The sequence below is a fragment of the Vibrio sp. ABG19 genome (assembly GCF_029962385.1).
Lineage (GTDB): Bacteria > Pseudomonadota > Gammaproteobacteria > Enterobacterales > Vibrionaceae > Vibrio > Vibrio ostreae.
On the sequence record NZ_CP071708.1, the window covers coordinates 305,800 to 329,591 of the forward strand.

Below are 23,792 nucleotides of genomic sequence, written 5' to 3' on the forward strand. Positions count from 1 at the left end.
TGCTCTCCTGAATTAAGCCTGGTTAAGAATGCCATCAAGGCGGCTGAATACCCGACGGGCATTGCCTTCAAAAATCATCGATTTTTCCTGCTCCGACAGCTTGGTGTTGGCATCGATATAGCGTTTGGTGTCATCGAAATAGTGGCCGGTTTCCGGGTCGATTCCTCTTACTGCGCCGATCATTTCCGATGCAAACAAGATGTTTTTGGCCGGCAGCAGATCAAGCAGCAGGTCGATACCTTTCTGGTGGTAAACACAGGTATCGAAATAGATGTTGTTGAGGACTGACTCTTCCAGCGGTGGCAAGCCCATATCCTGAGCGATACCACGGAAACGTCCCCAGTGATAAGGCACGGCACCGCCGCCATGCGGAATGATGATCTTCAGCTCAGGAAAATCTTTAAACACATCAGACATCAGCAACTGACTGAACGCTGTGGTATCAGCCCCCAGATAGTGAGAGCTGGTGGTATGGAAACAGTGGTTACATGCGGCACTGACATGGATCATCGCCGGAACATCCAGCTCGACCAGTTTTTCGTAAAGAGGGTAAAAACTGCGATCGCCCAGCGAAGCGTCCTGCCAGAAGCCACCTGTGGTATCCGGGTTGAGGTTACAGCCGATAAAACCCATCTCTTCGACACAACGCACCAGTTCAGGAATGGATTTGCTCGGCGTAATCCCCGGTGATTGGGGTAGCTGGGCTACCGGCGCAAAGTTATTCGGATACAGGTCACACACGCGGCGAATCAGGTCATTCTGATGCTCGGTCCAGTAACGGCTGGTGTACTCGTTGCCAATATGGTGTCCCATCCAGCTGGCACGCGGGGAAAAAATCGTCAGGTCGGTTCCGCGCTCTTGTTGCAGACGCAACTGGTTATTATCAATGCTTTCGCGGATTTCATCATCGCTGATGTGGATCGTCCCTTTCTCGCCACGATAGGCTGGGTCTTGTTTTAATGCGGCTTTTTGTGATTCACGATAATCACCGACTTGTGGCGGCGTTGTCGTGTAATGGCCATGACAATCAATAATCATACTTAGTCTGCTCCCTTGTCACTAAGCAATTGGACTTACTCAATGCGTGGATCACAGTATTTACATTTGCGTTACGTTTTGGCTATTTCAATTTACACTAACGGTATTGGTTTTTGATATAGTGTTAAAAAACGAGATAGAAAGATTACGCATAAAATGGAAAAGATACCCAACCTGCGCCACTTGGTCGCATTTGTGGCCGTGGTCAAAAACGGCAGTATCAGCAAAGCATCGGAAAGCATTTTTTTATCCCAGCCAGCCATCACTCAGGCTATCGCCAAAATTGAGAAGTCGCTCAAAACTTCGCTGTTTGAACGCAAGACTGACGGGATGAACCTGACTGCGGAAGGGGAACTATTCAGCTTCCGGATCGAACGGGCCCTGGAGATACTGACCCAGGCGATCAAGAAAAGTTACCGCCTGGATAAATCCGCCGGCGCTGCCGCCACACCAAGTTTATTTGCTCTGACCACCACACAGCTGCGCGCTTTAGTCGCCGTATCCGAAGCGCAAAATTACTCCGCGGCCGGACGTAATATTGGTGTATCCCAGTCCTCTCTATATAGAGCGTGTAAAGATCTCGAAGAGTATCTGGGCACCGTTTTGTTTGAAAAAACCAGCCTGGGAGTCAGCCCGACCAAAGCGGCCCAGGCCCTGAGCCGGGCGGTAAAACTGGCCTTCAATGAAATCAATCAGGGCATTGCCGAAATCGATGCCAAGAATAATGTCAGCGCCGGCAGTATCATCATTGGTAGCCTTCCACTGGCAAGAACCTGTATTTTACCTAGTGCAATCAATGAGTTTACTCAGAACTGTCCAGATTTTAATGTCAGCGTCCTCGATGGGTTATATGAGGATTTACTCGAACACTTACGGCGTGGCGAGCTGGACGTGATTGTCGGCGCACTGCGCTTTCCGGTGCCTTCCTACGATGTGCATCAGGAAACACTGTTTTTTACCTCTAACGTCATCCTGGCCCGCCAAGGTCATCCGCTGGGGAAAATGGCAAAAGTGACTCTGGACGATTTATGTCACTATGGCTGGGTTATTTCACGTAAGAACACTCCCGGACGCCACATGTTCGAGCAGCTGTTTCTCAGTAAAGATCACCCACTGCCACAACAGATTGTTGAAGCCAGCTCACAGATGCTGGTGCGTGAAATCGTGGTGGGCAGTGACAAACTGACCATGTTGCCCAAACACCAGGTGCACAGAGAGTTGAGCGAAGGCGCATTTGAAATGATCGATTACGACACCGAACAACAAAAGCGTGCGATCGGCATCACAGTGCGTAAAAGTTGGCGCGGCACCACGACGCAGGAAGCTTTTGTTGAAACTATACGCCGCATTGGTCTTTCACTGATCAACCTATAAGAAAATGATATAGGCCATCCAAAATTGGCTATTCAAAATTTGAATAGCCAATACTAAATTTCAATTATCCCGATACCATTCCGTTTGCTAAGTTAGCCATCAATAAAACAACTTCAATACACTCCATCAACATATTTGCTACCTGAACGTTTAAGGAATGTGCATGGCAAAAATTTCGCGACTGGCGCTGATTGGTTTCGGACTTACCGCGCAGAACATGCTCAGACTCGGGGTTAACCAGGCCGAGCGTGTCATTACTGCTTTTGACCCGAACACCTTACATGATGACAGCTGTAAAACGCAGCTGGAGCGCTTTATCAGCAGCGGGGTGCAAGGCTGTTTTTCAGTGGCGGATGCCATTAACAGCGCGCATCTGATCCTGCTCAGTGATGCTGAGCGTGACCTCACCCCCTGGCTGGAAGAGCTTGTACCTCAGCTCAAACCGGGGCAGATGGTCGCCGATCTGCGCAGCGGCAGCGTCGATAAGGTCCGTTTACAACAAGAGGTCGAGAGCCGACAAGCGGCCTTTATAGACGGTGAGATTGATATCCATCATGACCACCTTGTGATTCGCAGCACGCAGCACACCAGGCTACTGGAGATATTTAAATCTTTAGATATCAGAACGGCTCACCTGGATCTCAACCACGCCAGTTAGCGAAAGTATTGTTGCAAAAAGAGCACCTCTCAAAAAAATCGCGACTTAACAATATAACCACATAACAATATAACCACTTAACAATATAACCACTCAGTGGGCGAACCACTCCGGAAACAGAAAGGAAACGTTATGAATATTTGTGTCGTTGGTGCCTCTGGCGCTTTTGGAACTAAACACCTGGAAGCCTTAAGTCAAATTGATGACGTCCAGGTTTCCGCGCTGGTTGGCAGTGAAGTCGAAAAAATGACCGCGCTGGGTGAGCAATACCCGGGCGCCGTCATCAGCGACAGCCTGAGTGAAGTACTGGCGCTGGATACTGTCGATGCCGTCATTCTGGCGACTCCGACCCACATGCACGCCAGCCAGGCGATTGAGTGTCTGGAAGCGGGTAAACATGTCCTGGTTGAAATCCCGATGGCCGACAACATCGAAGATGCCCGCCGTCTGGTTGAAGTTCAGAAACAGACCGGACTGGTCGCGGTGGCCGGTCACACCCGCCGCTTTAACCCAAGCCATCAGTGGATTCACAACAAAATTGCTGCCGGTGATCTGCATATCCAGCAAATGGACGTGCAGACATACTTCTTCCGTCGCACCAACACCAACGCCAAAGGTGAAGCGCGCAGCTGGACCGACCACCTTCTGTGGCACCACGCCTGCCATACCGTGGATCTGTTCCAATACCAGACTGGTCAGACTGCCAGCCAGCTACAAGCGATGCAGGGACCGGTTCACCCGCAACTCGGTATTGCGATGGACATGAGTATCGGTCTGAAAGTGCCATCCGGCGCTATCTGTACCCTGTCACTCTCATTCAACAACGATGGGCCTTTCGGCACCTTCTTCCGCTACATCTGTGAAGAAGGCACCTACATCGCCCGCTACGATGACCTGTGCGACGGCTACGACAACCCAATCGATCTGTCCGGCGTGACCGTTTCCAACAACGGCATTGAGCTGATTGATCGTGAATTTATCGCTGCCATCCGCGAGGGACGTGAGCCTAACTCATCAGTACTGCAATGTCTGAGCGCGATGGAAACGCTGCACAAGCTGGAGCAGTTACTGGAAAACAACGGGTAACGATATGAAAAAGATCGGACAACTGACCAGTCGTGCCGTCGGGTTAGGCTGCATGAACCTCTCACATGCTTACGGACCGGCGACACCAGCTCGAGAAGCTTCAGCCCTGCTTAACCAGGCGCTGGACTTGGGCTATGACCATCTCGACACCGCAACCTTATACGGCGCAGGTGCCAACGAGACTCTACTGGGCCAGGCCGTCATGCACCGACGGGATGAATTTTTGCTGGCCAGTAAATGCGGTATGTATATCGACCCACAGGGAACCAAACAGATCAGTGGTGACCCGGCTTTGATCCGCCGCCAGTGTGAAGACAGTCTGCGCCGCCTCAATACCGATGTGATTGATCTCTACTACCTGCATCGCTGGGATAAAACCATCCCGATAGAAGAAACGGTCGGTGAACTGAGCCGTCTGGTCGAAGAAGGCAAAATTCGTGAAATCGGTTTGTCCGAAGTCTCTGCCACCACATTGCGTAAAGCGCATGCGGTGCATCCTATTGGCGCGGTCCAGAGTGAATATTCACTCTGGACCCGTAATCCGGAAATCGCTCTGCTTGACGCGTGCCGCGAGCTAAATGTCACCCTGGTGGCATTCAGTCCGCTGGGACGCGGCATGCTGACCGGAACCCTGCGCGACCGTCAGGCTCTGGCCGACAAAGATATCCGCCGTGCGATGCCGCGCTTCGCCGAGCGTAACTTCGCCCGTAATCTGAGCCTGATTGACGGTCTGCAACAACAACTCGATGTCTGGCATGCAGAAGGAAAACTGGATATCAACCTGGCGCAGTTAGCTCTGGCCTGGCTCAACAGTCAGCAGGTCGAGCTGGTTTCCATTCCGGGCACCACCAACCTTGACCATCTGGCGCAAAACATCGCTGCCAGTGAAGTGATCCTCAGTGCTGACATGGTTGCCGCGCTGGATGATCTCATCAACCACAACCGGGTGGCCGGACCGCGCTATAACGCCGCCACCCAGACGGAGATTGATACCGAAGAATTTTAATAACCGCCAACAGCTGCATGGACGCAGCGCCGGGATATCTGCCCTCCCGGCCCCTGTTTTCAGCCTGTAGCTGGCGAGCAGACCGCCTGGCGATAACGTGAAAATAAACATGAGTATGGATGCGAATGATGAAAAAGATAACCACCCTGACTGCCTGCACAATCGGCACTTTACTCGCGGCTGCACCAGCTCAGGCTGCGGACGTGAACCTGCGCTTTGGTCATTTCTGGCCAGCGGTGTCGGCAATACACACTGATCTGTTCCAGGCTTGGGCTGACCAGGTCGAACAGGACTCCAATGGCCGGATCAACGTCGATATCTACGCCAGTTCCACTCTGGCCAAAGCTCCGGCACAATACGACGCCGTCAGTCACCAGATTCTTGATATGACCGCTACGGTGCAAGGCTATACCGCCAACCGCTTTCCGCTTACCCAGATCGTCGAGTTGCCCGGCGTAGTCAAAAGCGCCGTGCAGGGATCTTGTGTGATTGAACATCTTTACACCGAAGGTCTGATCGCATCCGAATACAAAGATACCCGACCGCTGTTCATGTTTACCCATGGTCCGGGCCTGCTGCATACCAAAGACAAAAAAGTCGAAACACCACAAGATCTGGCCAACCTGCGTATCCGTCGTCCGACTTCAGTCGTCGCCGGTTTACTGGAAAAACTCAATGCCCTACCGGTCGGCATGCCGGCACCGGACTCTTACCAGTCACTGCAACGTGGCGTGATTGACGGGGTCGCCCTGCCTTGGGAAGGGGCAAAAGTATTTAAAATCAATGAACAGGCGAATAACCACACCGATCTTGGTGGCCTGTATTCGCTCGCTTTCGTTGTGACCATGAATAAAAACGTCTACAACCGCCTGGCACCGGAACTGCAAGCCGTGATTGATAAAAACTCCGGCATGTCGTGGTCATTAAAAGCGGGTGAAACGTTCGATGCACTCGATAGCCAGGGCATGGCCGAGGCCAAACAAAAAGGCCAGCAGATCACCACCATCAGCCCTGATCACTTCAACAGCGAGTGGAAACCGGTACTGGATAGTGTTACTCAGCAGTACCTGGATGATCTCGAAGCCAAAGGCTTACCAGCCAAAGCGGTTTATCAGCGTGCCATGGCGTTGTCTGCCGGCAGCTGCGCGAATCCGGTTTAAGCGATGTTTATCGGGAGTAATGTTATGACTGCATGCAGAAATTTTATCAATCAGATAGCAAAAGCCATGCACGTGCTGAGCGGTGTACTGCTGATAAGCATGATGCTGGTGACATTGATTGATGTCCTGACCCGTACCCTGTATGGCCTTAGTGACGGTGCGATTGCGCTGACCTTTATCGGCGGTGTTGAGCTGATCAAATACGGCCTGTTGTTTACCATTTTATTTACCCTGCCTCAGTCGGTCGGTGATGCTCAGGTAGTGGTCGATCTGTTTACCGATCGCATGTCCGAGCGGGCAAAAATCTATCTCGAATCCTTCTACCTGCTTGGTTTTGCTCTGCTTGGCGCCGGTATGACCTACCGTTTTTACGATGCCATTGAGAGCGCCATCCTGAGTGGTGAAACCACCCAGGATCTCATGATCCCAATGCCATGGGTTTATCGCATAGTGGTGTTCGCGACCGCCATGCTGACCCTGCGCTGCCTGCTGCTGATCTGGGAACTGATCCGCTCTCATCATCGCAACCAGGACACAACCACTGAAGCGCATGCAACGTCGCTTCCCCACTCGAATCAACAGCATAAAGAGGTGATGTAATGGACGCGCCTATGATTGGTTTTATCTGCATCGCCATCATGTTGATCATGATAGCGTTTCGCGCCCCGATTGCGTTATCAATGGCAGTCACCGGTTTTGTCGGCTTTGCCTCGATCGTTGCGTTTCAGCCCGCGGTGGCCATTTTAGACAGTGCCCCGTTTGATGCCCTATCCAACTACAGCTTCAGTCCGATTCCGATGTTCATTTTAATGGGCGTATTCGCTTCCAAAGCACGGATGTCACAAGAGCTGTTCAACGGTGCTAAGACGCTGTTCGGCTCCTGGCGTGGCGGAATGGCGCTGGCTGCGGTGACATCCTGTGGCATCTTTTCGGCCATTTCCGGTTCATCGCTGGCGACCGCGGCCAGTATGTCGCGTGTGGCACTGCCAGAAATGAAACGCAATGGCTATTCGGTCTCACTGGCGACAGGCACTCTGGCAGCCGGCGGTACGTTGGGCATTATGATCCCGCCCTCAATTGCCCTGCTGCTGTACGCCCTGATCACCGAACAGTCGGTCGGTGATATGTTTATCGCGGGAGTCATTCCGGGCCTGCTTGGATTGGCGTTTTACTGCCTGGCCGTTGCGGTCACCGTATGGCTGTTCCCTCATCTGGCCACGCCAGGGGAAAAAACCACCCTGATGCAAAAACTGGCCGGTCTGAAAGGACTGCTACCGTTCACTGCCATCTTTGCCTTTATCATCGCCGGGATTTACGCCGGGTTCTTTACCCCGACTGAAGCCGCGGCCATCGGCGCCGCACTCACCCTGGCGATTGCGCTGATGCGCGGTATGACCTGGGCCATGTTTGTTGAAGCGATTAACGAAACCTTATCTATCTCTGCGATGATTTTCTTTATGATCATCGGCGCTGAAATCTTCGGTTTCTTCCTGTCTGTGTCGCGCATTTCTTATTCTCTGGTCGACTATGTGCAAAGCCTCAACATGTCGCCTTACATGGTGCTATTTGCCGTACTGATGTTGTTTATTCTGATGGGCTGCGTCATGGACAGCATCGCTATGCTGCTGCTCACGGTTCCCGTGGTGTTTCCGTTGATTCAGGCGGCCGGTTTCGACCCTATCTGGTTTGGTATCGTGGCGGTGATTACCGTCGAAGTCGGCCTGATTACTCCGCCGGTCGGCATGAACGTATTTGTCATCAAGTCCTTGGATAAAGAGCTCAATGTCACCGATATCTTCAAAGGCGTCATACCTTTCATCCTGTCGGATGTTGTCCGGCTGGGCCTGTTGATCGCCTTTCCGTCACTGGCGCTAGCCTTACTATAACGAGCAAGGAGCACACCATGAAAACGTTGCAAACCAAGGTGGCCATTATTGGCTCCGGACCTTCCGGACTGTTACTGGGCCAACTGCTGCACAAGCAAGGCATCGATAACATCATTATCGAACGCAGCTCTGCACAACATGTGCAGGATCGGATCCGTGCCGGCATTCTTGAGCAGGGCTTCGTTGAGCTACTGCAGCAAGCAGGCTGCGAGCAACGTCTCGAGCAAGAAGGCCTGGTGCATCACGGTATTTACATCAGTGTAGAAGGCAAGAAGACTCACGTTAATCTAACAAAACTGACGGACGGCAAAGTCGTCACCTGCTACGGCCAGACCGAAGTGACCCGCGATCTGATGCAGGCCCGGCAAGCGTCGGCCCAAACCAGTTTTTATAGCGCGCCAGTGAACCAGATCCACAATTCGCCTCAAAGCAAAGCCCGTGTCTGCTTTGAAATGGACGGCGAACCGTACCAGATAGAATGTGATTTTATCGCTGGCTGCGACGGTTATCATGGTGTGTCACGTCCGAGTATTCCGCAAGACATCCGTACTGAATATGAACGGATTTATCCGTTTGGCTGGCTGGGTTTGCTTGCCGACACTCCCCCAGTGTGTGATGAGCTGATTTACTGCAAACACTCACGCGGCTTTGCCCTGGCCAGCCAGCGCTCGGAAACCCGTTCCCGTTATTATCTTCAGGTAGCAAACAGTGAAAAGGTCGAAGAGTGGAGCGATGAACGCTTCTGGCAGGAGCTGAAACTGCGCTTGCCGGCCGAAGAAGCCGCCAAGCTGCAAACCGGGCCCAGTATTGAAAAAAGCATCGCCCCGCTGCGCTCGTTCGTTTGTGAGCCGATGCAGCACAACAATCTGTTCCTGGTCGGTGATGCGGCGCACATCGTGCCGCCAACGGGCGCCAAAGGGCTGAATCTGGCCGCCTCAGATGTGGCTGCCCTGTATCAGGTGCTGAGTGCTTACTATGCAGGCCAGCCACGTCAGGTGGTGGAACAATATTCGGATGTTTGTCTGCGTCGCGTGTGGAATGCGGAACGCTTCTCCTGGTGGATGACCAGCATGCTGCATCACTTTGGTGAAGAACATGAGGATAAACGTTCATTTGTGGAAAAGATGGCCGATTCTGAACTGGAATTCTATCTGCACAGTGAATCTGGCATGAAGCTGATTGCCGAGCAGTACGTCGGCCTGCCTTACGAGCAGATTAAATCGGTTGAAAGCGAGGTAAAGCCACACGCCGTCCAGGTCAACAGCTAGACAGCGACGACTAAGCCGAACAGCACAGCCGCAACCGACTCTGTGAGCCGCACGGCACACAATAACTCAGGGCCTGTCCGGATCTCCCTCCGGGTGGGCCTTTCTTATTTGCCCGCTACCTTGTTACGCCTGGCCTTTCGGCTTCGTTTTAAAGCTGCGTCGTTTACGTTTAAACGTCGGCTTTTCAACCGCAGGTAACGCGCGCAGTGAGTCCGGAACCGGGCCGGTTTTCACCTGCTGCATCAGCGTTTCAATTTGTTGCTGCAATGCCTGCATAAACGGCTGATAAGCCTGGCCGCGTTCAGCCATAGCCTGCAACTGGTGCTCCCAGTGGGCCGTCATATCCGGATAGGTTGATTCTTGCGGTAAGGCATGAATCAGACCGCGTCCGGCCGCAGAGCTTTTAATCAACTTACCTTCGCGTTTGAGTAGCTGACGCTTGAATAAGGTATCAAGGATCCCGGCCCGGGTCGCCTCTGTCCCGAGCCCATCGGTATCACGCAGAATTTTCTTCAGATCTTTATCGGCCACAAAGCGAGCGATCCCGGTCATGGCCTGCAGCAGAGACGCTTCGGTAAAATAACGCGGCGGCTCGGTTTTACGATCCTTAATTTCCCCTTCACGACAGGTCAGCACAGTGCCAACCGGCAACGGCGGAACGGTATCGACGCCTTCATCCTGCTCATCTTTGTGTCCGGTCAGGGCTTTCCAACCGGCGGAGAGCAACTGGCGCCCTTTGGCAATAAAGGTGCCACCGGCAATATCGAACACCAGTTTCGCTTCGGCGTAAAGCGCAGGCGGATAGAACTGAATCAGATACTGACGGGCAATCAGTTGGTAGACTTTCATTTCCTGAGCCGACAACGCATTGACGGATGCCTGCTTCGGCGTGGGAATAATCGCGTGGTGGGCATCCACCTTGGCATCATTCCAAGCTTTGGATTTACGGCTTAAATCGGCACCACTCACCGCACTGGTCAGTTCACTGGCATTGTGTGCAATTGCCGCCGTCACCAATCCCGCCTGGGCAAAATGCTCTTTGGGCAGGTAACGACAATCGGAACGCGGATAAGTAATCAGCTTATGTTTCTCGTACAGTGCCTGACAGATGTCCAGCACCTGCTGGGCACTGAGATTAAACCGTTTCGCCGCATCAATCTGCAGCGCGGATAAGGAATAAGGCAACGGCGCTGACTGTTTGGTCTGATTCTGCTCGGATTCAAGCACCTTGGCTGGCTGGCCGGCAATCCGCCCGGCCACATTTTCCACCAGCTTACGGTTGAGCACCCGCCCTTCTTCATCCTGCCAGGGTTTGCACGCTTCACTCGGCTGCCAGCGCGCACGGATATCAAACGCCCCGCTGCTGTCTTGGTAAGGGATCAACGCATCCAGGGTAAAGTAATCTTTCGGCACAAACTGCTCAATTTCTTCATCACGCCGCACCACCAGCCCCAACACCGGCGTTTGCACCCGACCGACCGACAACACGCCCTGATAACCCGCCTTCTGGCCGAGCAGGGTATAGGCACGGGACATATTCATCCCGTACAACCAGTCGGCGCGAGAACGGGCCAATGCCGAAACCGACAACGGAATAAACTCGCGGTTACTGCGCATCGATGACAGCGCTCTTTTTACTGCCGGTAAGTTCAAGTCGCTGATCAGCAGACGCTCCATCGTCTCTTTTTTGCCTTTGCTGACTTTGCAGTAATCAATCACCTCATCCACCAGCAACTGTCCTTCACGGTCCGGGTCGCCGGCATGAACGATCTGACTGGCGTCTTTCAGCAGTTTACGCACCACACTCAATTGCTTACTGGCGGATTTTCTCGCTCTCAGTTGCCACTGCTCGGGCACGATGGGCAGATCAGCCAGATTCCACTTCTTGTAGCGTTCATCATAAGCATCAGGCTCGACCTGTTCGAGCAGATGGCCAATACACCAGGTCACCACATCACCGTTGGCGCAGCGAATAAAACCTTGATCCTTTTTATGCGGTTTGGGTAATGCGTCGGCAATCGCTCTGCCTAAGCTGGGTTTTTCTGCAATAAATAAACGGCTCATAACCTGACGGACGACAAGAAAAAATTAAGGCCACATTATCGAATGTGGCCTTAGGAAATCAAGAAAAACTGTAATTTTATACAGTATTTTCGACGAATATCAGTCTTCGCTGCTCGCTGCGCGTGCGGCAGCTTCTTTGATCAGTGGCTGAAGTTCGCCCTTCTGGAACATCTCAATGATGATGTCACAACCACCAATCAGCTCGCCTTCAACCCACAGCTGCGGGAAAGTTGGCCATTGAGCGTAAACTGGCAGTTCAGCGCGGATGTCAGGGTTTTGCAGGATATCAACGTAAGCAAATTTTTCACCACAAGCCATCAGAGCCTGAGATGCCTGAGAAGAGAAACCACAGCTAGGTAGCTTAGGTGAACCTTTCATGTACAGAAGGATCGCGTTCTCTGAAATTTGCTGTTTGATTTTATCGATGGTTTCCATTGCTTCCTCTTAATGGAGTTTAATTTTGATGAGCCACATTCTAAATCATTAATAGAGAATAAAAAGCCCATTATCATTATGGTTTCTGGCGCAGCTTTGTACAAACGGCAAAATTAACTTTCTGACTTGCCTTTATCGCAGAAGGCGCCTACTTTGCCAAGAGTCGGTTTACGCTCTGGATCCATTTACACTGTTGAATGATCGACTAGTTGATCAATTGACCTGCGTGGCTGGATTAACGATTTTTCTCAAGATTGGGCTTTTAATAAAGTAAAAACTTGCTAAAATAGATCGCAAGTCAGTCGTATCGACGAAAATAAAAACACTGGAAGCAATCCGAAAGAGATAACTCTTTCAAATATATGGAGAATCGAGTAATGGCATTTGAACTACCAGCTCTTCCTTACGCAAAAGATGCACTGGAACCACACATCTCTGCAGAAACTCTGGACTACCACCACGGTAAACACCACAACACTTACGTGGTTAAGCTGAACGGTCTGATCCCAGGTACTGAGTTTGAAGGTAAAACTCTGGAAGAGATCATCAAAACGTCTACTGGCGGCGTGTTCAACAACGCAGCTCAGATCTGGAACCACACTTTCTACTGGCACTGCCTGTCTCCAAACGGCGGCGGCGAACCAACTGGCGCAGTAGCTGATGCTATCAACGCTGCATTTGGTTCTTTCGAAGAGTTCAAAGCGAAGTTCACTGAAGCAGCAATCAACAACTTCGGTTCTTCTTGGACTTGGCTGGTTAAGAAAGCGGACGGCTCTCTGGCTATCGAAAACACGTCTAACGCAGGCACTCCAATCACTGAAGCGGGTACGACTCCGCTGCTGACTGTTGACCTGTGGGAACACGCTTACTACATCGATTACCGCAACGTGCGTCCAGACTACATGAACGGTTTCTGGGCTCTGGTTAACTGGGAATTCGTAGCAGCGAACCTAGCGAAGTAATCGCAGCTTACTGATCCAGTAATCTTGCTTAAAGCCCGCTTTTGCGGGCTTTTTTGTGGGCTTTAATCACGAAATATATTGGTTTTTAAGCAAAAATTTGTCTAAAGCTTTGCTGACCGCTGCCGCTACATAGGGCATCAAGCGGAGAGCAGCATGCAAGTACACACCTTAGACAAAGCCGGTATTATTAACGAACTGCAGTTCGGCCGTGGCATCAGCCATGCCGTCGAGCAAGGACGTCGCGCCGACTTTTCTCTGCTGCTTGCGATGTTTTCAGCTGATGTGCGTGACAACACACCAGTCGAGCAGGTTGAACAACCGCTGACCAGCGATGATATTCTACGTAAACGCTTTGCCCTGCAGAACCCCCAGGCACTGCGTAATGATCAGAGTTCATACGCTATTTCAGCCCGTCAGGCGGACATGTTCCATCACGGCGGCCTGGCCAGTGCCAAACTTGCCCATTATCTGCAGCCGGAAGTACTGACCTATCTGCCTGAAGATACTCAGGATCTTCCTGAAGACGTTTACCTCAACCTATCTGGTCACGAACGGCGTCATCTGGCACAGAAAACGGCGCCAAGCCTTATCCCGGCGGATCTCTACCCGCAACTCAATACCGCCTGGCGTCAGGATCAGATTCACGCCCAGGTTTAATTACCTTGTGCCCGATGCGATCACCTTATTGCAGATTTCATCCCCTTTTGACGCACCATGCTGCGATCCCGTCCCGGCGCCGGATGTAATTCGTTACGCCGCTACCGACACGGAGTGTGAATAAGTGCAAACATTTGATCATGATTAAGCCGCCACCCCGGGTTCTTTGACTTTATTCACATCGCTGCTGCATCTCTTCGGCCATCCTGAAACAACCTGTTCCACCGCCAAATCGATAATAACATTCAAAGGCAGGCTCAAGATGAATATTGGAAGTTCACTGGTGTTGATTACTTCAGCAAGCTCACTGCTTGGCGGTACACTGGCGCTGCATTTTGCCCGACTTGGCGCAAGCGTAGTGCTGTGTGATACCGATAGTGCCGGGCTGGAAGAGACTCGTAAGCGTTGTCAGGACATCAGCGGACATATTCGGGCCTATCCGTTAAGCGATTATGGCTTACCCAGTATTCAGGCCATGCTGGATGACATTGAACGGCATTATCAAACCGTACCGGATGTACTGATCAACAACTGGCCCAACGCTGCGCTTCCTGCGTTAACCGACCACCAACCAACCGAGCGTTTTATCGAGAAACTGGCCTTGATGGCGGCGTCGATGTTCACGTTTGGTCAGGTCTGTTCGGAAAGAATGCGCAAACATAACACCAAAGGCGTCATCGTCAATGTGCTGTCCTACAACTCCCCCCAGGATATGCCGGGGATTGAAAACGCGACCTCGATGGTATCCGGCTTTACCCAGAGCTGGGCCAGAGATCTGACTCCGTTTAATATCCGGGTAGGCGGCGTGGTGCCGATGATTTCAGCCAACGACGAAACCGCCCACTGGGCTGAGGTCAATGATGAGCTGATTCGCAATACGGAATACATTGTCGCCAATGAGTATTTCAGTGGCCGGGTGATGTCAGCCTGAGCCTTTGTACGAGGCCAGCAAACCATGGGGCTTGATCCGAGGCAATAGCCGCCAAGATCGTGCTGCAGGCCGACACGGAAAGGGGCAAATCAGAAACCTTCGTCGAGGTAGTCGTCGAGATACTCTTCTTCTTCCGGATTATATTCAGATTGTTCGATTTCGGCTTTGAAGTCACGGCGCTGCAGATAAACCTCGCGTGTCAGCGCATAAGGATCCGGAGAATTGTCCAGCATCGCTTCCTGCGACACCAGCGCAGCACGGTTTTCCATGCCTTGAATCGCCCATTTACCGATACTGGCCCAGATATTGAGATAAGATAACGGGGCATAAGTGCTGTCAACCAGATCGGTGGTTTCCCGCACGGTCAACGGACCATAACCCGGCGCCATCACATAAGGGCCGTTACCGACACCGTAATGTCCGACCGCATCACTGAACGCCTTCTCTTCATGCTTACTGATCCCGGCCTCAGACGCGATATCAATCAGGCCCAGCAGACCAAACGTGGAGTTGAGCCAGAAGCGGTTAAAATGATCGAGCGCTTTTTTACCATTACCCATCAACAGGTTGTTGATCATGCTGGCTGGCTCATCAAGGTTGGAGAGAAAGTTGGACAGGCCAGTGCGCACCGGTGAAGGTACATAATCAACATACGCCAGCGATACCGGACGTACCACGTACGGGTCAAGATAATCGTAGTTCACCGTCCACATGGCACGGTTAAATCCTTCCAGTGGATCATTTACGTCGGAGTCCGCGTTAGCGGCATCATCGGGCGCTGAACTGCACCCGACCAGAATCATCAATACGGATAGGGAAAAAATCCGTGTTAAACGGCTCAGCATCATCATAGTCCATAGCTAAAAGCCGATGATGTCATCGGCCTTTAATACATCAAATCAAGCAACTATACCCAAAAAGTAGCACATGGGTATACAGGTGGGTAATTAATACTGCTTATCAATCACAACTTCAACCGGTTGGCCTAAATTAACCGCCTCACTCTCGCCAAACCAGTCGCCCTGTTTTGTTGCTACGTTACCATCACGGTCAACCCGGACCCGCACCATCAGCGAATCAAGATCAGACAGCTTACGCCCCTGAATCATGCTGTTGCTGTCATCAAGCACCACAGTACGCGGAAACTGACTCAGCGGATAACGGGCAGCCGCGACTGGCATCGGGGCGCCATCGGCGGTGTGTACCGATACAATCAACACAGCGTCAGCCGGCAAACTGACATTACCGCCGAGCGATATCGTCACCTGCACCGAATCCGCAGCTGCATCAGAACCTTGTCCCAGGCTGCGCTCTGCACTGGCAATACTGCGTGTCAGCATCTGGTAACGCGCGTCATTCGGACCTATCATCTGCTGCATACGACGCCAATAATCGATAGCCGCCTGATATTCCGCTCGTTCAAAGGCATCAAAAGCCAGCAATGAATAGACCCGTAAATCCACATAATCACGGCTGGCAAGGCGTTCTAACATCGTACGCGCCTGGTTCTGATCCATTTCATCATCAGACAGCATCAGGGCCTGGGCATACCCCAGTTGGATATCGCCATCCGTCGGTTCAAGGGCATAAGCATGTTTCATTGCACCAACCGCCGTCTGCATATCCCGGTTCGCCAGCCCTATCCGGCCGAGTAGCAACCAACCGGTCGAATCCTCTGGTTGATAGTATAGCCGAGTGCGCAGCGACAAGGTCAGGTCCTGCATCTCCTGGTCAGTCAGTTGCACGCCCTGTCCGGCAGGAGCCATCAGCTTACGGGTCAGATCCGGTAAATTAGCACTGATATTTTGCCACTGCTCGACTTTATCGTAATAACCAAACTTGGCATACAGACCATAACTCAGCACCACCACCACCAGCACGGAAGGTATCAGCACTGCCAGTGTCGACATCTGACGAGCTTCAACGGCCTTGCCTTGTTCGGGGATATCGTCCAGCAGAGACTGCTTCAAATCGGCAATAAGTTCGCTCTGATCGCCAACCAGACCTTCCTGGGTCTCTTCTTCCAGTTCACTGAGGCGGTCCTTGTAAAATGCTTTGTTCAGCTCGTCACGCAGGACAGTGTCATTATTCGCTTTGCGCTGGATAAGCGGTATGGCGATAAACACACAGGCAATCGTTACCAGGATAAGCGTCGCAATCCAGAATAAAGTCATTTGTGCTTATCTCCGTTTTCAGCTTCTTCCAGCAACGCCTTAAGGCGCGCTTCTTTAGCACTGTCCCATTGCTGCCCTTGGCCAGTGGTCGTTTTACTGCGACTGCGCACGACAATTACGCTAAAACCGATAGCCAGCACGGCCAGAGGACCGAGCCACAAAATAGCGGTACTGGCGGTAAATGGCGGGTTATAAGTGATAAAATCACCATAACGGGCGGTCATGTAGTCGATAATTTCCTGCTTGGACTGCCCTTGCTTAGTCATTTCGTACACTTTATGACGCAGGTCCTGAGCCAGAGCAGCATTCGAGTCTGCAATGGTATTGTTCTGACATTTCGGGCAACGTAGTGTATTACTCAGTTCCTGAAACTGGCTCTCCTGCTCCGGGCTGTCAAAATCATACACTTCGATTGCCGCCAAAGCTGAGGCAGAAACAATCAGGCTTGTCAGTATCGCGAGGATCCAACGTTTCATTGTTTCGCCTCCTGCAACAGTTTCTGATAAAGCGGCGCCAGGGTATCCTGCCAGTTGCGAGGATTGACATCGCCGACATGGCGGTAACGAATCACCCCGTTAGCATCAATCAGAAATGTCTCCGGCGCGCCGTACACACCCAGATCCAAACCCAACATACCATTACCATCAAACAGACTGATCAGGTATGGATTACCCAGATCGTTGAGCCATTTTACCGCTTTATCGCGCTGATCTTTGTAGTTCATACCGATAATTTTCACCCCCTGACCAGATAACTGGTTAAGGTACTGGTGCTCGGCATAACACGTCGGACACCAGGTTGCCCAGACATTGAGCAGCAGCGGCTCGCCTTTAAATATCGACTGATCATACAGTTTGCCGGGCTCAGCCAGATCCTCGAGACGGAAAGTTGGCACCTTCTTCCCTACCAACACTGACTCAAGCTTGGTCGGATCATCCCCTTCCGAGTTTCTGAACAATTGAGTGGCAAACACGGCTGCCAGAATCAGAAATGCCAGCAGCGGAATAAACAGAATCTTCTTATTCATGCCTTATGCCTCCTGTGCCGATGTCTTTCTGAAACGGTAGCGCTTATCACTAATGGCCAGCAATCCGCCAATCGCCATCAAAAGACCACCCGCCCAAATCCAGCGAACAAACGGTTTGTAGTAAATGCGTACCGCCCAGGAATGATTGTCATCCAGACGTTCGCCCATCGCGATATACAGGTCGCGCGTCAGGCCGCGATCAATCGCCGCTTCGGTCATCATAGAGCGCGCCGTACGATAGAAACGCTTCTCTGCGTGCATGGTGTTGAGGTACTTACCTTGCTGAGTGACCTCAAAATCGGCAATATAACCATCGTAGTTAGGGCCATCTTTATCACGCAGCCCTTTAAAGTAGAACTCGTAATCATGCAGCTGGAAACGTTCACCAGGCGCCAGGCGTACATCACGTTCAATGCTGTAGTTCTGCACCATCGCGATACCGATAATCGTCACCGCCAGCCCCAGGTGGGCCAACATCATCGCCCAGTGGCTGCGTTGCAATTTACCCAGACCGGTCAGGAAGCCGTGACGATGAGTCGCACGTTCATACAGCTCCACCGCGTGCAGGCACACAATCCATAACGCCATTACCCAGCCCATATAGGCCATGGCACTGAAATGCAGCATGGTCGTGTCAACGACTAACGCCCCAAGCAGCAGGGAGATCAGGCCGGAAATCACCATAGGTTTGATAAGTTTACTCAGGTTGTCACGCTTCCAGCGAATCAGCGGACCAATACCGAGCAGAAACGCGAACGGCACCATCAACCAGGCAAACAGCGAGTTAAAGAATGGCGCGCCGATAGAAACCGAGCCCAGCCCAAGCTGTTTATGCACCAACGGCAGCAGAGTACCAACCAGAACCACCACCAGGGCCGCGATCAGTAATACGTTATTGGCCAGCAGGGCATTCTCTCGCGATACCAGCTCAAAGTTGCCTCGCACCCGTACTGATGCGCCTTTGAGCGCAAACAGCAGCAGCGAGCCGCCAATCACAATCACCAGAAAGGCCAGGATAAAGATGCCGCGCGCCGGGTCGGACGCAAATGCGTGTACCGAAACCAGAATTCCTGAGCGCACCAGAAACGTACCGAGCAGACTCAGTGAGAACGCTGAAATCGCCAGTAACACGGTCCAGGCCTTAAAGGTGCCGCGCTTTTCGGTCACCGCCAGTGAGTGAATTAAGGCGGTACCAGCCAGCCAAGGCATAAAGGATGCGTTTTCGACCGGGTCCCAGAACCACCAGCCGCCCCAGCCCAGTTCGTAATAAGCCCACCATGAACCCAGTACAATGCCGACAGTCAGGAACAGCCAAGCCGCCGTCGTCCACGGACGCGACCAGCGCGCCCATGCCGTGTCCAGACGTCCGGTCATCAATGATGCAATCGCAAAAGAAAACGCCACCGAGAAACCGACATAGCCCATATACAACATAGGCGGATGGATAATCAGCCCCGGGTCCTGCAGCAGCGGATTGAGGTCGCGGCCATCGATCGGGAAGTATGGCAGAGTGCGAGTGAACGGGTTCGATGTCACGATGATAAACAGCAGGAAACCGACGCTGATCATACCCATCACGGACAGTACCCGTGCAACCGACTCTTGCGGCATGCCGCGACTAAGGGTGGCCACAGCCAGAGTCCAGCCAGCCTGAATCAGCACCCACAGCAGCAACGAGCCCTCGTGGGCACCCCAGACAGCAGTCAGACGGTAATACCAAGGCAGCTGACTGTTGGAATTACTGGCCACATACTGCACGGTAAAATCGTTGCTATAGAAGGCCCACATCAGGATGCCGAACGACAACGCCAGCATAGTGAACATGCCCAGCGACAGAGGGCGCGCCGCATTCATCAGAGTCGCGTTGTTTTTGGCAGCGCCGATCAAAGGCAATATACTGAGCAGTAACGCCAGCGCCAGTGCCAGGATTAGGGCAAAATGTCCTATCTCTGCAATCATTGCGCACTCCCTTGTATCTGTTGCTCAGAATAATTCATCGGAGAATGGTTTTTCTGCATCGCTTCAGCAATTTCCGGCGGCATATACTCTTCATCGTGCTTAGCCAGAACTTCGAATGCTTCAACGGTAGTGGCGTCTTTCAGCACCCCCTGAGCAACAATACCCTGCCCTTCACGGAACAGGTCCGGCAGAATGCCGTCGTAAAGAATGGTCACGGTCGGCCCGGTATCACGCAGCAAAAAGCTGACTTTTAACGAGTCAGAATCGCGTTTCACCGAACCTTTCTGTACCATACCACCAATACGCAGTCGCTGGCCGACTTCCGGTTTCTTCCCGCTTTTACCGTTTACCAGCTCAGTCGGAGTATAAAACAGGTCCATATTCTGGTTCAGTGCGTACAAAATCAAACCAATCGTCGCACCGAGACCAATCAGAATGGCCAGCACAATACCGAGGCGCTTTTTTCGTCTTGGGTTCATAGTGTGTTCTCCATATTTTTTGCCGCATCAATCCGAGCCTGACGCGCGATTTTGGCCTCGACCTGCTTAAGCAGCGTCCGGCTGCGACGAACACTCGCCACCCACAAAATTAACAATGAAACAAAAGTGATACCAAAGGCGCTCCACACATAACCTGCGTAGCCTCCCATGGCAAAAAAGTCACCGATTGAGTCAAAATACATCTCATTGCCCCCCGAGCATTTTGCTGGTTGCCAGCTGAATCACCCATGGACGGTGACTCTCTTTACTGATGATCTCATTCCGGGTACGAATCATCGCCAGAGCAGCGAACAAGAAAGCAAACCCAAAAATATTTAACAGCAACGGCCACAACATGTCGTTGGAAATGGATGGCTTGGCAAATTTGGTGATCGTGGCCCCCTGATGCAGGGTATTCCACCACTCGACAGAAAAGTGAATAATGGGCAGGTTGATGACCCCGACAATAGCCAGAATACCGGCGGCTTTTGCGGCCGTTTTCTGGTCATCAAACGCATGATACAAGGCGATGACACCCAGATAGAGGAACAGTAGAATCAATTCAGAAGTCAGACGAGCATCCCATACCCACCAGGCGCCCCACATCGGCTTGCCCCACACCGCACCAGTGATCAGCGCGATAAAGGTATATACCGCACCAATGGGCGCCATCGCTGAAGCGGCCATGTCGGACAATTTCACCTGCCAAACCAGGCCGATAAAGGCCGCAATCGCCATCGACATATACACCCCCATCGACCAGATCGCCGCGGGAACATGAATATAAATAATTCGAAAACTATCGCCCTGCTGGTAGTCAGCCGGCGCAAAAGCCAGTCCCCAAACGGTACCGGCAGCCAGACATAACAGCGCTAAAATCACAAACCACGGCTGCAATTTAGCGCATAAACGGTAAGCAGCTTCTGGTTTGGCATAGGGATGGAGCCATTTCCACATTGTTCTTTCTCACTTTGCTTCCGACACCGAATCTGTCTTGTCCGGTTTGCCAGTATGTCACGGATACAGGAGTCCGCAATCTGTCAATTGACGCTCACTCTGAGTGCTGCACTGATCGCAAATGGGGTCAGGGTCAGTGCCCCCATAAACATGGCAGCCATAATGGCCAATTGTCCGTTAAACGCCATCCCCAGCGAAGCAGCATCGATCGCTGAAGTGGCAAAAATTAAAATTGGAATATACAGCGGCAGCACCAGCAGGCTCAGCAACACCCCGCCTTTTTGCAGCCCGACGGTCAGCGCCACGCCTATAGCACCAATAAAACTGAGGGTTGGAGTCCCCAACAGCAACGTCAATACCACGGCCAGCCAGGTATCCAAATCCAGAGACAGCAAAATCGCCAGCAGCGGACTAATCAGAATAAGCGGGACACCGGTTAACAACCAGTGCGCCAATACTTTAGAAATGACGACCACAGGTAACGGAACCGGCATCAGCATCATCTGCTCCAGTGAACCATCCTGAAAATCATCACGAAACAGACGCTCGAGCGAGAGCAGAGCAGACAGCAGCGCCGCCACCCAGACAATACCCGGTGCAATGCGTGATAACAGCCCGGGCTCAGGACCTATGCTCAGCGGAAACAGGGTGATCACTATGATAAAAAACCACAGCGGATTAAAAATATCCGCCTGACGCCTAAACGCAATCAGCAGTTCACGCCGGATCACCGTGCCCATAGTCGAGAACATCAGGCATCCCCCAGTTTAATTTTACGCAGCTTGGGATTATCGGCAAACATATCCTGGTGAGTGGTCAGAACCACGATACCGCCTTGCTCAGCGTGTTTAAGAAACAACGCTTCCAACACTTTGACACCTTGCTTGTCAATCGCAGTCAGGGGTTCATCCAGAATCCACAGTTTTTTCCGGCTGAGCCACAGTCTCGCCAACGCAACCCGCCGCTGCTGTCCGGCAGAAAGATGTGCCACGGGCACATCTTCTCGTCCCGCCAGCCCTACCTGAGTCAGCGCCTGATAGAGATCTTCACCTACTGCCGACCCGGCGTGGACTGACTGATAAAAACGCAAATTTTCCAATGCGGTTAACTCACGTTTAATCCCGGTCTGATGACCAAGAAACAGTAAGTCCTGATGATAACTGTCACGATCCGCTTCGATATTGACTTGGTTCCAATGGATAGTACCTTCATCACGATCACCAAGGCCGGTGATGATGCGCAGTAATGTCGTCTTACCCGTACCGTTACGTCCTTCGATCTGCACCAGTTCACCGGATTGAATGGTAAAAGACAATCCTTCAAACAGCGCTCTATCATCACGAATTGCGGTGAGGCTTTTTACATCCAGCATGGGCTTCTGTATCACTATTTTGGGGCGTCTATATTACCACACCCAGAAAGAGACTAAATAGACCAAGGGTATTTCGAATCACGAAACTAGGTAAGAAACTGTTAAATTTTAACAGCTTCTTACACCAACTAACCCTAAGGTATTAAGCGCATACCCTGTCATAGCCCAATAAAAAAAGGAAGCCTTATGCTTCCTTATTAAGTTTGCGCCCGAGCCTATTGATAAGCTGAATTATTATGCTCAAATCAGCAGCAGATATCAGTTGCGCCGGACCGGTTTACGCACGCTACGCTGCTGATTACCGGCAGACGAGCGCTGTTCCGGATCACTGCTTAACGGCGGAATAGCCTCACGACCTGACATTTTTTTCTGCAATGACAGCATCAACTCCGCTTCGGCCTTGGGCAGTTCACACTCTTCGATCAGCTCGTTAATATCTGCGCCCAACTTGACCATTTTCGAGGCGCGGCTGTACATCCGCCCGTCGGTATCGGCATTTTCGAGCTCTTTTAACCGTTCACTCAGATGTAAAATAATATCTTGTTGCTCGGAAACCTGCTGACCCAGCCCTACCATCACCGAACGCACTTCCAACGCTTGTTTATTGGCTTTTTGCAGTTCTTTATCAAGATGGCGGATCTGCTGGCGCAGCATATCGGAATGACGCCGTTGAGAGCGACGTACCATCAGCAATGCGAGCAAGAGCAGAACGAATAGAATAGCGCCGCCAACAGCAAGTACGGACGGCGTTAAGCTGACCCAATCACTCATTACAGATGAGCCATTTCATCCCATTCTTCATCGCTAAGCAGCTTGTTCAGATCCACCAGAATCAGCAGCTTACCATCACGGTTGCTGACACCCTGAATGAACTTAGAACTTTCGTCTGTGCCGACACTTGGTGTGGTGTCAATTTCAGATGAACGCAGGTATACCACTTCCGCCACGCTATCAACCAGAATACCAATCACCTGGCGCTCTGATTCAATCACAATGATACGGGTGTTATCTGTCGTCTCACCTTGCATCAAACCAAATCGGGAGCGAGTATCGATAACGGTGACAACATTACCACGCAGGTTGATGATACCCAGCACGTAATCCGGAGCACCGGGAACCGGAGCAATTTCGGTATAACGCAGAACTTCACGCACCTGCATTACATTGATGCCATAGGTTTCTTCTTCTAGCTGGAACGTCACCCACTGCAGCACTTCGTCGTTAGAGTGTTCTTTTCGCACTTCAACTTCGTTAGTTTGAGACATACCTTTTCCTCTTATAGTCGTTCCCGACAAATAT

General features: G+C 51.8%; 26 protein-coding genes. 11 read left to right on the forward strand and 15 right to left on the reverse strand.

Annotated elements, in window-relative coordinates; genetic code table 11:
• Positions 1 to 12: 12 nt before the first annotated feature.
• Positions 13 to 1,038, reverse strand: a complete 1,026-nt coding sequence (locus tag J0X00_RS07460; protein WP_218562841.1) for an amidohydrolase family protein — start codon at positions 1,036 to 1,038, stop codon at positions 13 to 15.
• A 156-nt stretch (positions 1,039 to 1,194) separates the two neighbouring features.
• On the opposite strand from J0X00_RS07460, the gene J0X00_RS07465 reads away from it, so the two are divergent.
• The 8 genes from J0X00_RS07465 (at position 1,195) to pobA (ending at position 9,476) form a co-directional block, all read left to right on the forward strand.
• Positions 1,195 to 2,412 carry a LysR family transcriptional regulator gene (locus tag J0X00_RS07465; protein ID WP_282477836.1) on the forward strand — a complete coding sequence of 406 codons (1,218 nt, stop codon included), beginning with the start codon at positions 1,195 to 1,197 and terminating at the stop codon, positions 2,410 to 2,412.
• Positions 2,413 to 2,575: 163 nt separating this feature from the next.
• Positions 2,576 to 3,070 (forward strand): NAD(P)-binding domain-containing protein, encoded by a 495-nt coding sequence (locus tag J0X00_RS07470; protein WP_282477837.1) that lies wholly within the window; start codon positions 2,576 to 2,578, stop codon positions 3,068 to 3,070.
• Positions 3,071 to 3,202: 132 nt separating this feature from the next.
• Positions 3,203 to 4,156 (forward strand): Gfo/Idh/MocA family oxidoreductase, encoded by a 954-nt coding sequence (locus J0X00_RS07475; protein WP_282477838.1) that lies wholly within the window; start codon positions 3,203 to 3,205, stop codon positions 4,154 to 4,156.
• A gap of 4 nt (positions 4,157 to 4,160) precedes the next feature.
• The gene (locus tag J0X00_RS07480; RefSeq protein ID WP_136482642.1) at positions 4,161 to 5,162 is read left to right on the forward strand and encodes an aldo/keto reductase; all 1,002 of its coding nucleotides are present in this window, start codon (positions 4,161 to 4,163) and stop codon (positions 5,160 to 5,162) included.
• Positions 5,163 to 5,287: 125 nt separating this feature from the next.
• A complete protein-coding gene (locus tag J0X00_RS07485; RefSeq protein ID WP_282477839.1) occupies positions 5,288 to 6,322 on the forward strand; it encodes a TRAP transporter substrate-binding protein in 1,035 nt (344 codons plus the stop codon).
• A 24-nt stretch (positions 6,323 to 6,346) separates the two neighbouring features.
• A complete protein-coding gene (locus J0X00_RS07490) occupies positions 6,347 to 6,922 on the forward strand; it encodes a TRAP transporter small permease (RefSeq protein ID WP_240798099.1) in 576 nt (191 codons plus the stop codon).
• Positions 6,922 to 8,208, forward strand: coding sequence for a TRAP transporter large permease (locus J0X00_RS07495; protein WP_136482640.1), 1,287 nt, complete (start codon positions 6,922 to 6,924; stop codon positions 8,206 to 8,208). Before J0X00_RS07490 ends, J0X00_RS07495 begins: the two co-directional genes overlap by 1 nt.
• A 17-nt stretch (positions 8,209 to 8,225) precedes the next feature.
• Positions 8,226 to 9,476, forward strand: coding sequence for a 4-hydroxybenzoate 3-monooxygenase (gene pobA, locus J0X00_RS07500; protein ID WP_136482639.1), 1,251 nt, complete (start codon positions 8,226 to 8,228; stop codon positions 9,474 to 9,476).
• A gap of 123 nt (positions 9,477 to 9,599) precedes the next feature.
• On the opposite strand, the gene J0X00_RS07505 is transcribed toward pobA, so the two are convergent.
• Positions 9,600 to 11,540: a DNA topoisomerase III gene (locus J0X00_RS07505; protein ID WP_282477840.1), complete on the reverse strand. Its 1,941-nt coding sequence runs from the start codon at positions 11,538 to 11,540 to the stop codon at positions 9,600 to 9,602.
• Positions 11,541 to 11,639: 99 nt separating this feature from the next.
• Positions 11,640 to 11,975 (reverse strand): Grx4 family monothiol glutaredoxin, encoded by a 336-nt coding sequence (locus J0X00_RS07510; RefSeq protein ID WP_136482635.1) that lies wholly within the window; start codon positions 11,973 to 11,975, stop codon positions 11,640 to 11,642.
• A gap of 377 nt (positions 11,976 to 12,352) precedes the next feature.
• Between J0X00_RS07510 and sodB the strand changes: the two genes are divergently transcribed.
• From sodB to J0X00_RS07525, 3 genes are all read left to right on the forward strand, one after another.
• Positions 12,353 to 12,937 (forward strand): superoxide dismutase [Fe], encoded by a 585-nt coding sequence (gene sodB, locus J0X00_RS07515; protein ID WP_136482633.1) that lies wholly within the window; start codon positions 12,353 to 12,355, stop codon positions 12,935 to 12,937.
• Between the two features lie 153 nt (positions 12,938 to 13,090).
• Entirely contained in the window at positions 13,091 to 13,594 is a 504-nt protein-coding gene (locus J0X00_RS07520; protein ID WP_136482631.1) for a VC2046/SO_2500 family protein, read from the forward strand.
• A 262-nt stretch (positions 13,595 to 13,856) separates the two neighbouring features.
• Positions 13,857 to 14,525 carry an SDR family oxidoreductase gene (locus tag J0X00_RS07525; protein WP_136482629.1) on the forward strand — a complete coding sequence of 223 codons (669 nt, stop codon included), beginning with the start codon at positions 13,857 to 13,859 and terminating at the stop codon, positions 14,523 to 14,525.
• Positions 14,526 to 14,614: 89 nt separating this feature from the next.
• Here J0X00_RS07525 and J0X00_RS07530 read toward each other — a convergent pair whose 3' ends face one another.
• From J0X00_RS07530 to J0X00_RS07585, 12 genes are all read right to left on the reverse strand, one after another.
• Positions 14,615 to 15,370: a VacJ family lipoprotein gene (locus tag J0X00_RS07530; protein ID WP_282477841.1), complete on the reverse strand. Its 756-nt coding sequence runs from the start codon at positions 15,368 to 15,370 to the stop codon at positions 14,615 to 14,617.
• 102 nt (positions 15,371 to 15,472) lie between these two features.
• Positions 15,473 to 16,699, reverse strand: coding sequence for a c-type cytochrome biogenesis protein CcmI (gene ccmI / locus J0X00_RS07535; RefSeq protein ID WP_136482625.1), 1,227 nt, complete (start codon positions 16,697 to 16,699; stop codon positions 15,473 to 15,475).
• Positions 16,696 to 17,175 carry a cytochrome c-type biogenesis protein gene (locus J0X00_RS07540; RefSeq protein WP_136482622.1) on the reverse strand — a complete coding sequence of 160 codons (480 nt, stop codon included), beginning with the start codon at positions 17,173 to 17,175 and terminating at the stop codon, positions 16,696 to 16,698. Before J0X00_RS07540 ends, ccmI begins: the two co-directional genes overlap by 4 nt.
• Complete coding sequence (locus tag J0X00_RS07545; protein ID WP_282477842.1) at positions 17,172 to 17,726, reverse strand: DsbE family thiol:disulfide interchange protein; 555 nt, start codon at positions 17,724 to 17,726, stop codon at positions 17,172 to 17,174. The genes J0X00_RS07540 and J0X00_RS07545 overlap by 4 nt, the downstream gene beginning before the upstream one ends.
• Before the next feature lie 3 nt (positions 17,727 to 17,729).
• Entirely contained in the window at positions 17,730 to 19,685 is a 1,956-nt protein-coding gene (locus tag J0X00_RS07550; RefSeq protein ID WP_282477843.1) for a heme lyase CcmF/NrfE family subunit, read from the reverse strand.
• Positions 19,682 to 20,164: a cytochrome c maturation protein CcmE gene (gene ccmE, locus J0X00_RS07555; protein ID WP_136482615.1), complete on the reverse strand. Its 483-nt coding sequence runs from the start codon at positions 20,162 to 20,164 to the stop codon at positions 19,682 to 19,684. Before ccmE ends, J0X00_RS07550 begins: the two co-directional genes overlap by 4 nt.
• Positions 20,161 to 20,367: a heme exporter protein CcmD gene (gene ccmD, locus J0X00_RS07560; protein ID WP_136482613.1), complete on the reverse strand. Its 207-nt coding sequence runs from the start codon at positions 20,365 to 20,367 to the stop codon at positions 20,161 to 20,163. Before ccmD ends, ccmE begins: the two co-directional genes overlap by 4 nt.
• Before the next feature lies 1 nt (position 20,368).
• Entirely contained in the window at positions 20,369 to 21,121 is a 753-nt protein-coding gene (locus J0X00_RS07565; protein ID WP_282477844.1) for a heme ABC transporter permease, read from the reverse strand.
• Between the two features lie 83 nt (positions 21,122 to 21,204).
• Complete coding sequence (gene ccmB, locus J0X00_RS07570) at positions 21,205 to 21,873, reverse strand: heme exporter protein CcmB (protein WP_136482610.1); 669 nt, start codon at positions 21,871 to 21,873, stop codon at positions 21,205 to 21,207.
• Entirely contained in the window at positions 21,873 to 22,493 is a 621-nt protein-coding gene (ccmA, locus tag J0X00_RS07575; protein WP_282477845.1) for a cytochrome c biogenesis heme-transporting ATPase CcmA, read from the reverse strand. Before ccmA ends, ccmB begins: the two co-directional genes overlap by 1 nt.
• A 258-nt stretch (positions 22,494 to 22,751) precedes the next feature.
• Entirely contained in the window at positions 22,752 to 23,264 is a 513-nt protein-coding gene (locus J0X00_RS07580) for a DUF2802 domain-containing protein (protein WP_282477846.1), read from the reverse strand.
• A complete protein-coding gene (locus J0X00_RS07585; protein ID WP_218562837.1) occupies positions 23,264 to 23,758 on the reverse strand; it encodes a chemotaxis protein CheW in 495 nt (164 codons plus the stop codon). The genes J0X00_RS07580 and J0X00_RS07585 overlap by 1 nt, the downstream gene beginning before the upstream one ends.
• Between the last annotated feature and the right edge of the window lie 34 nt (positions 23,759 to 23,792).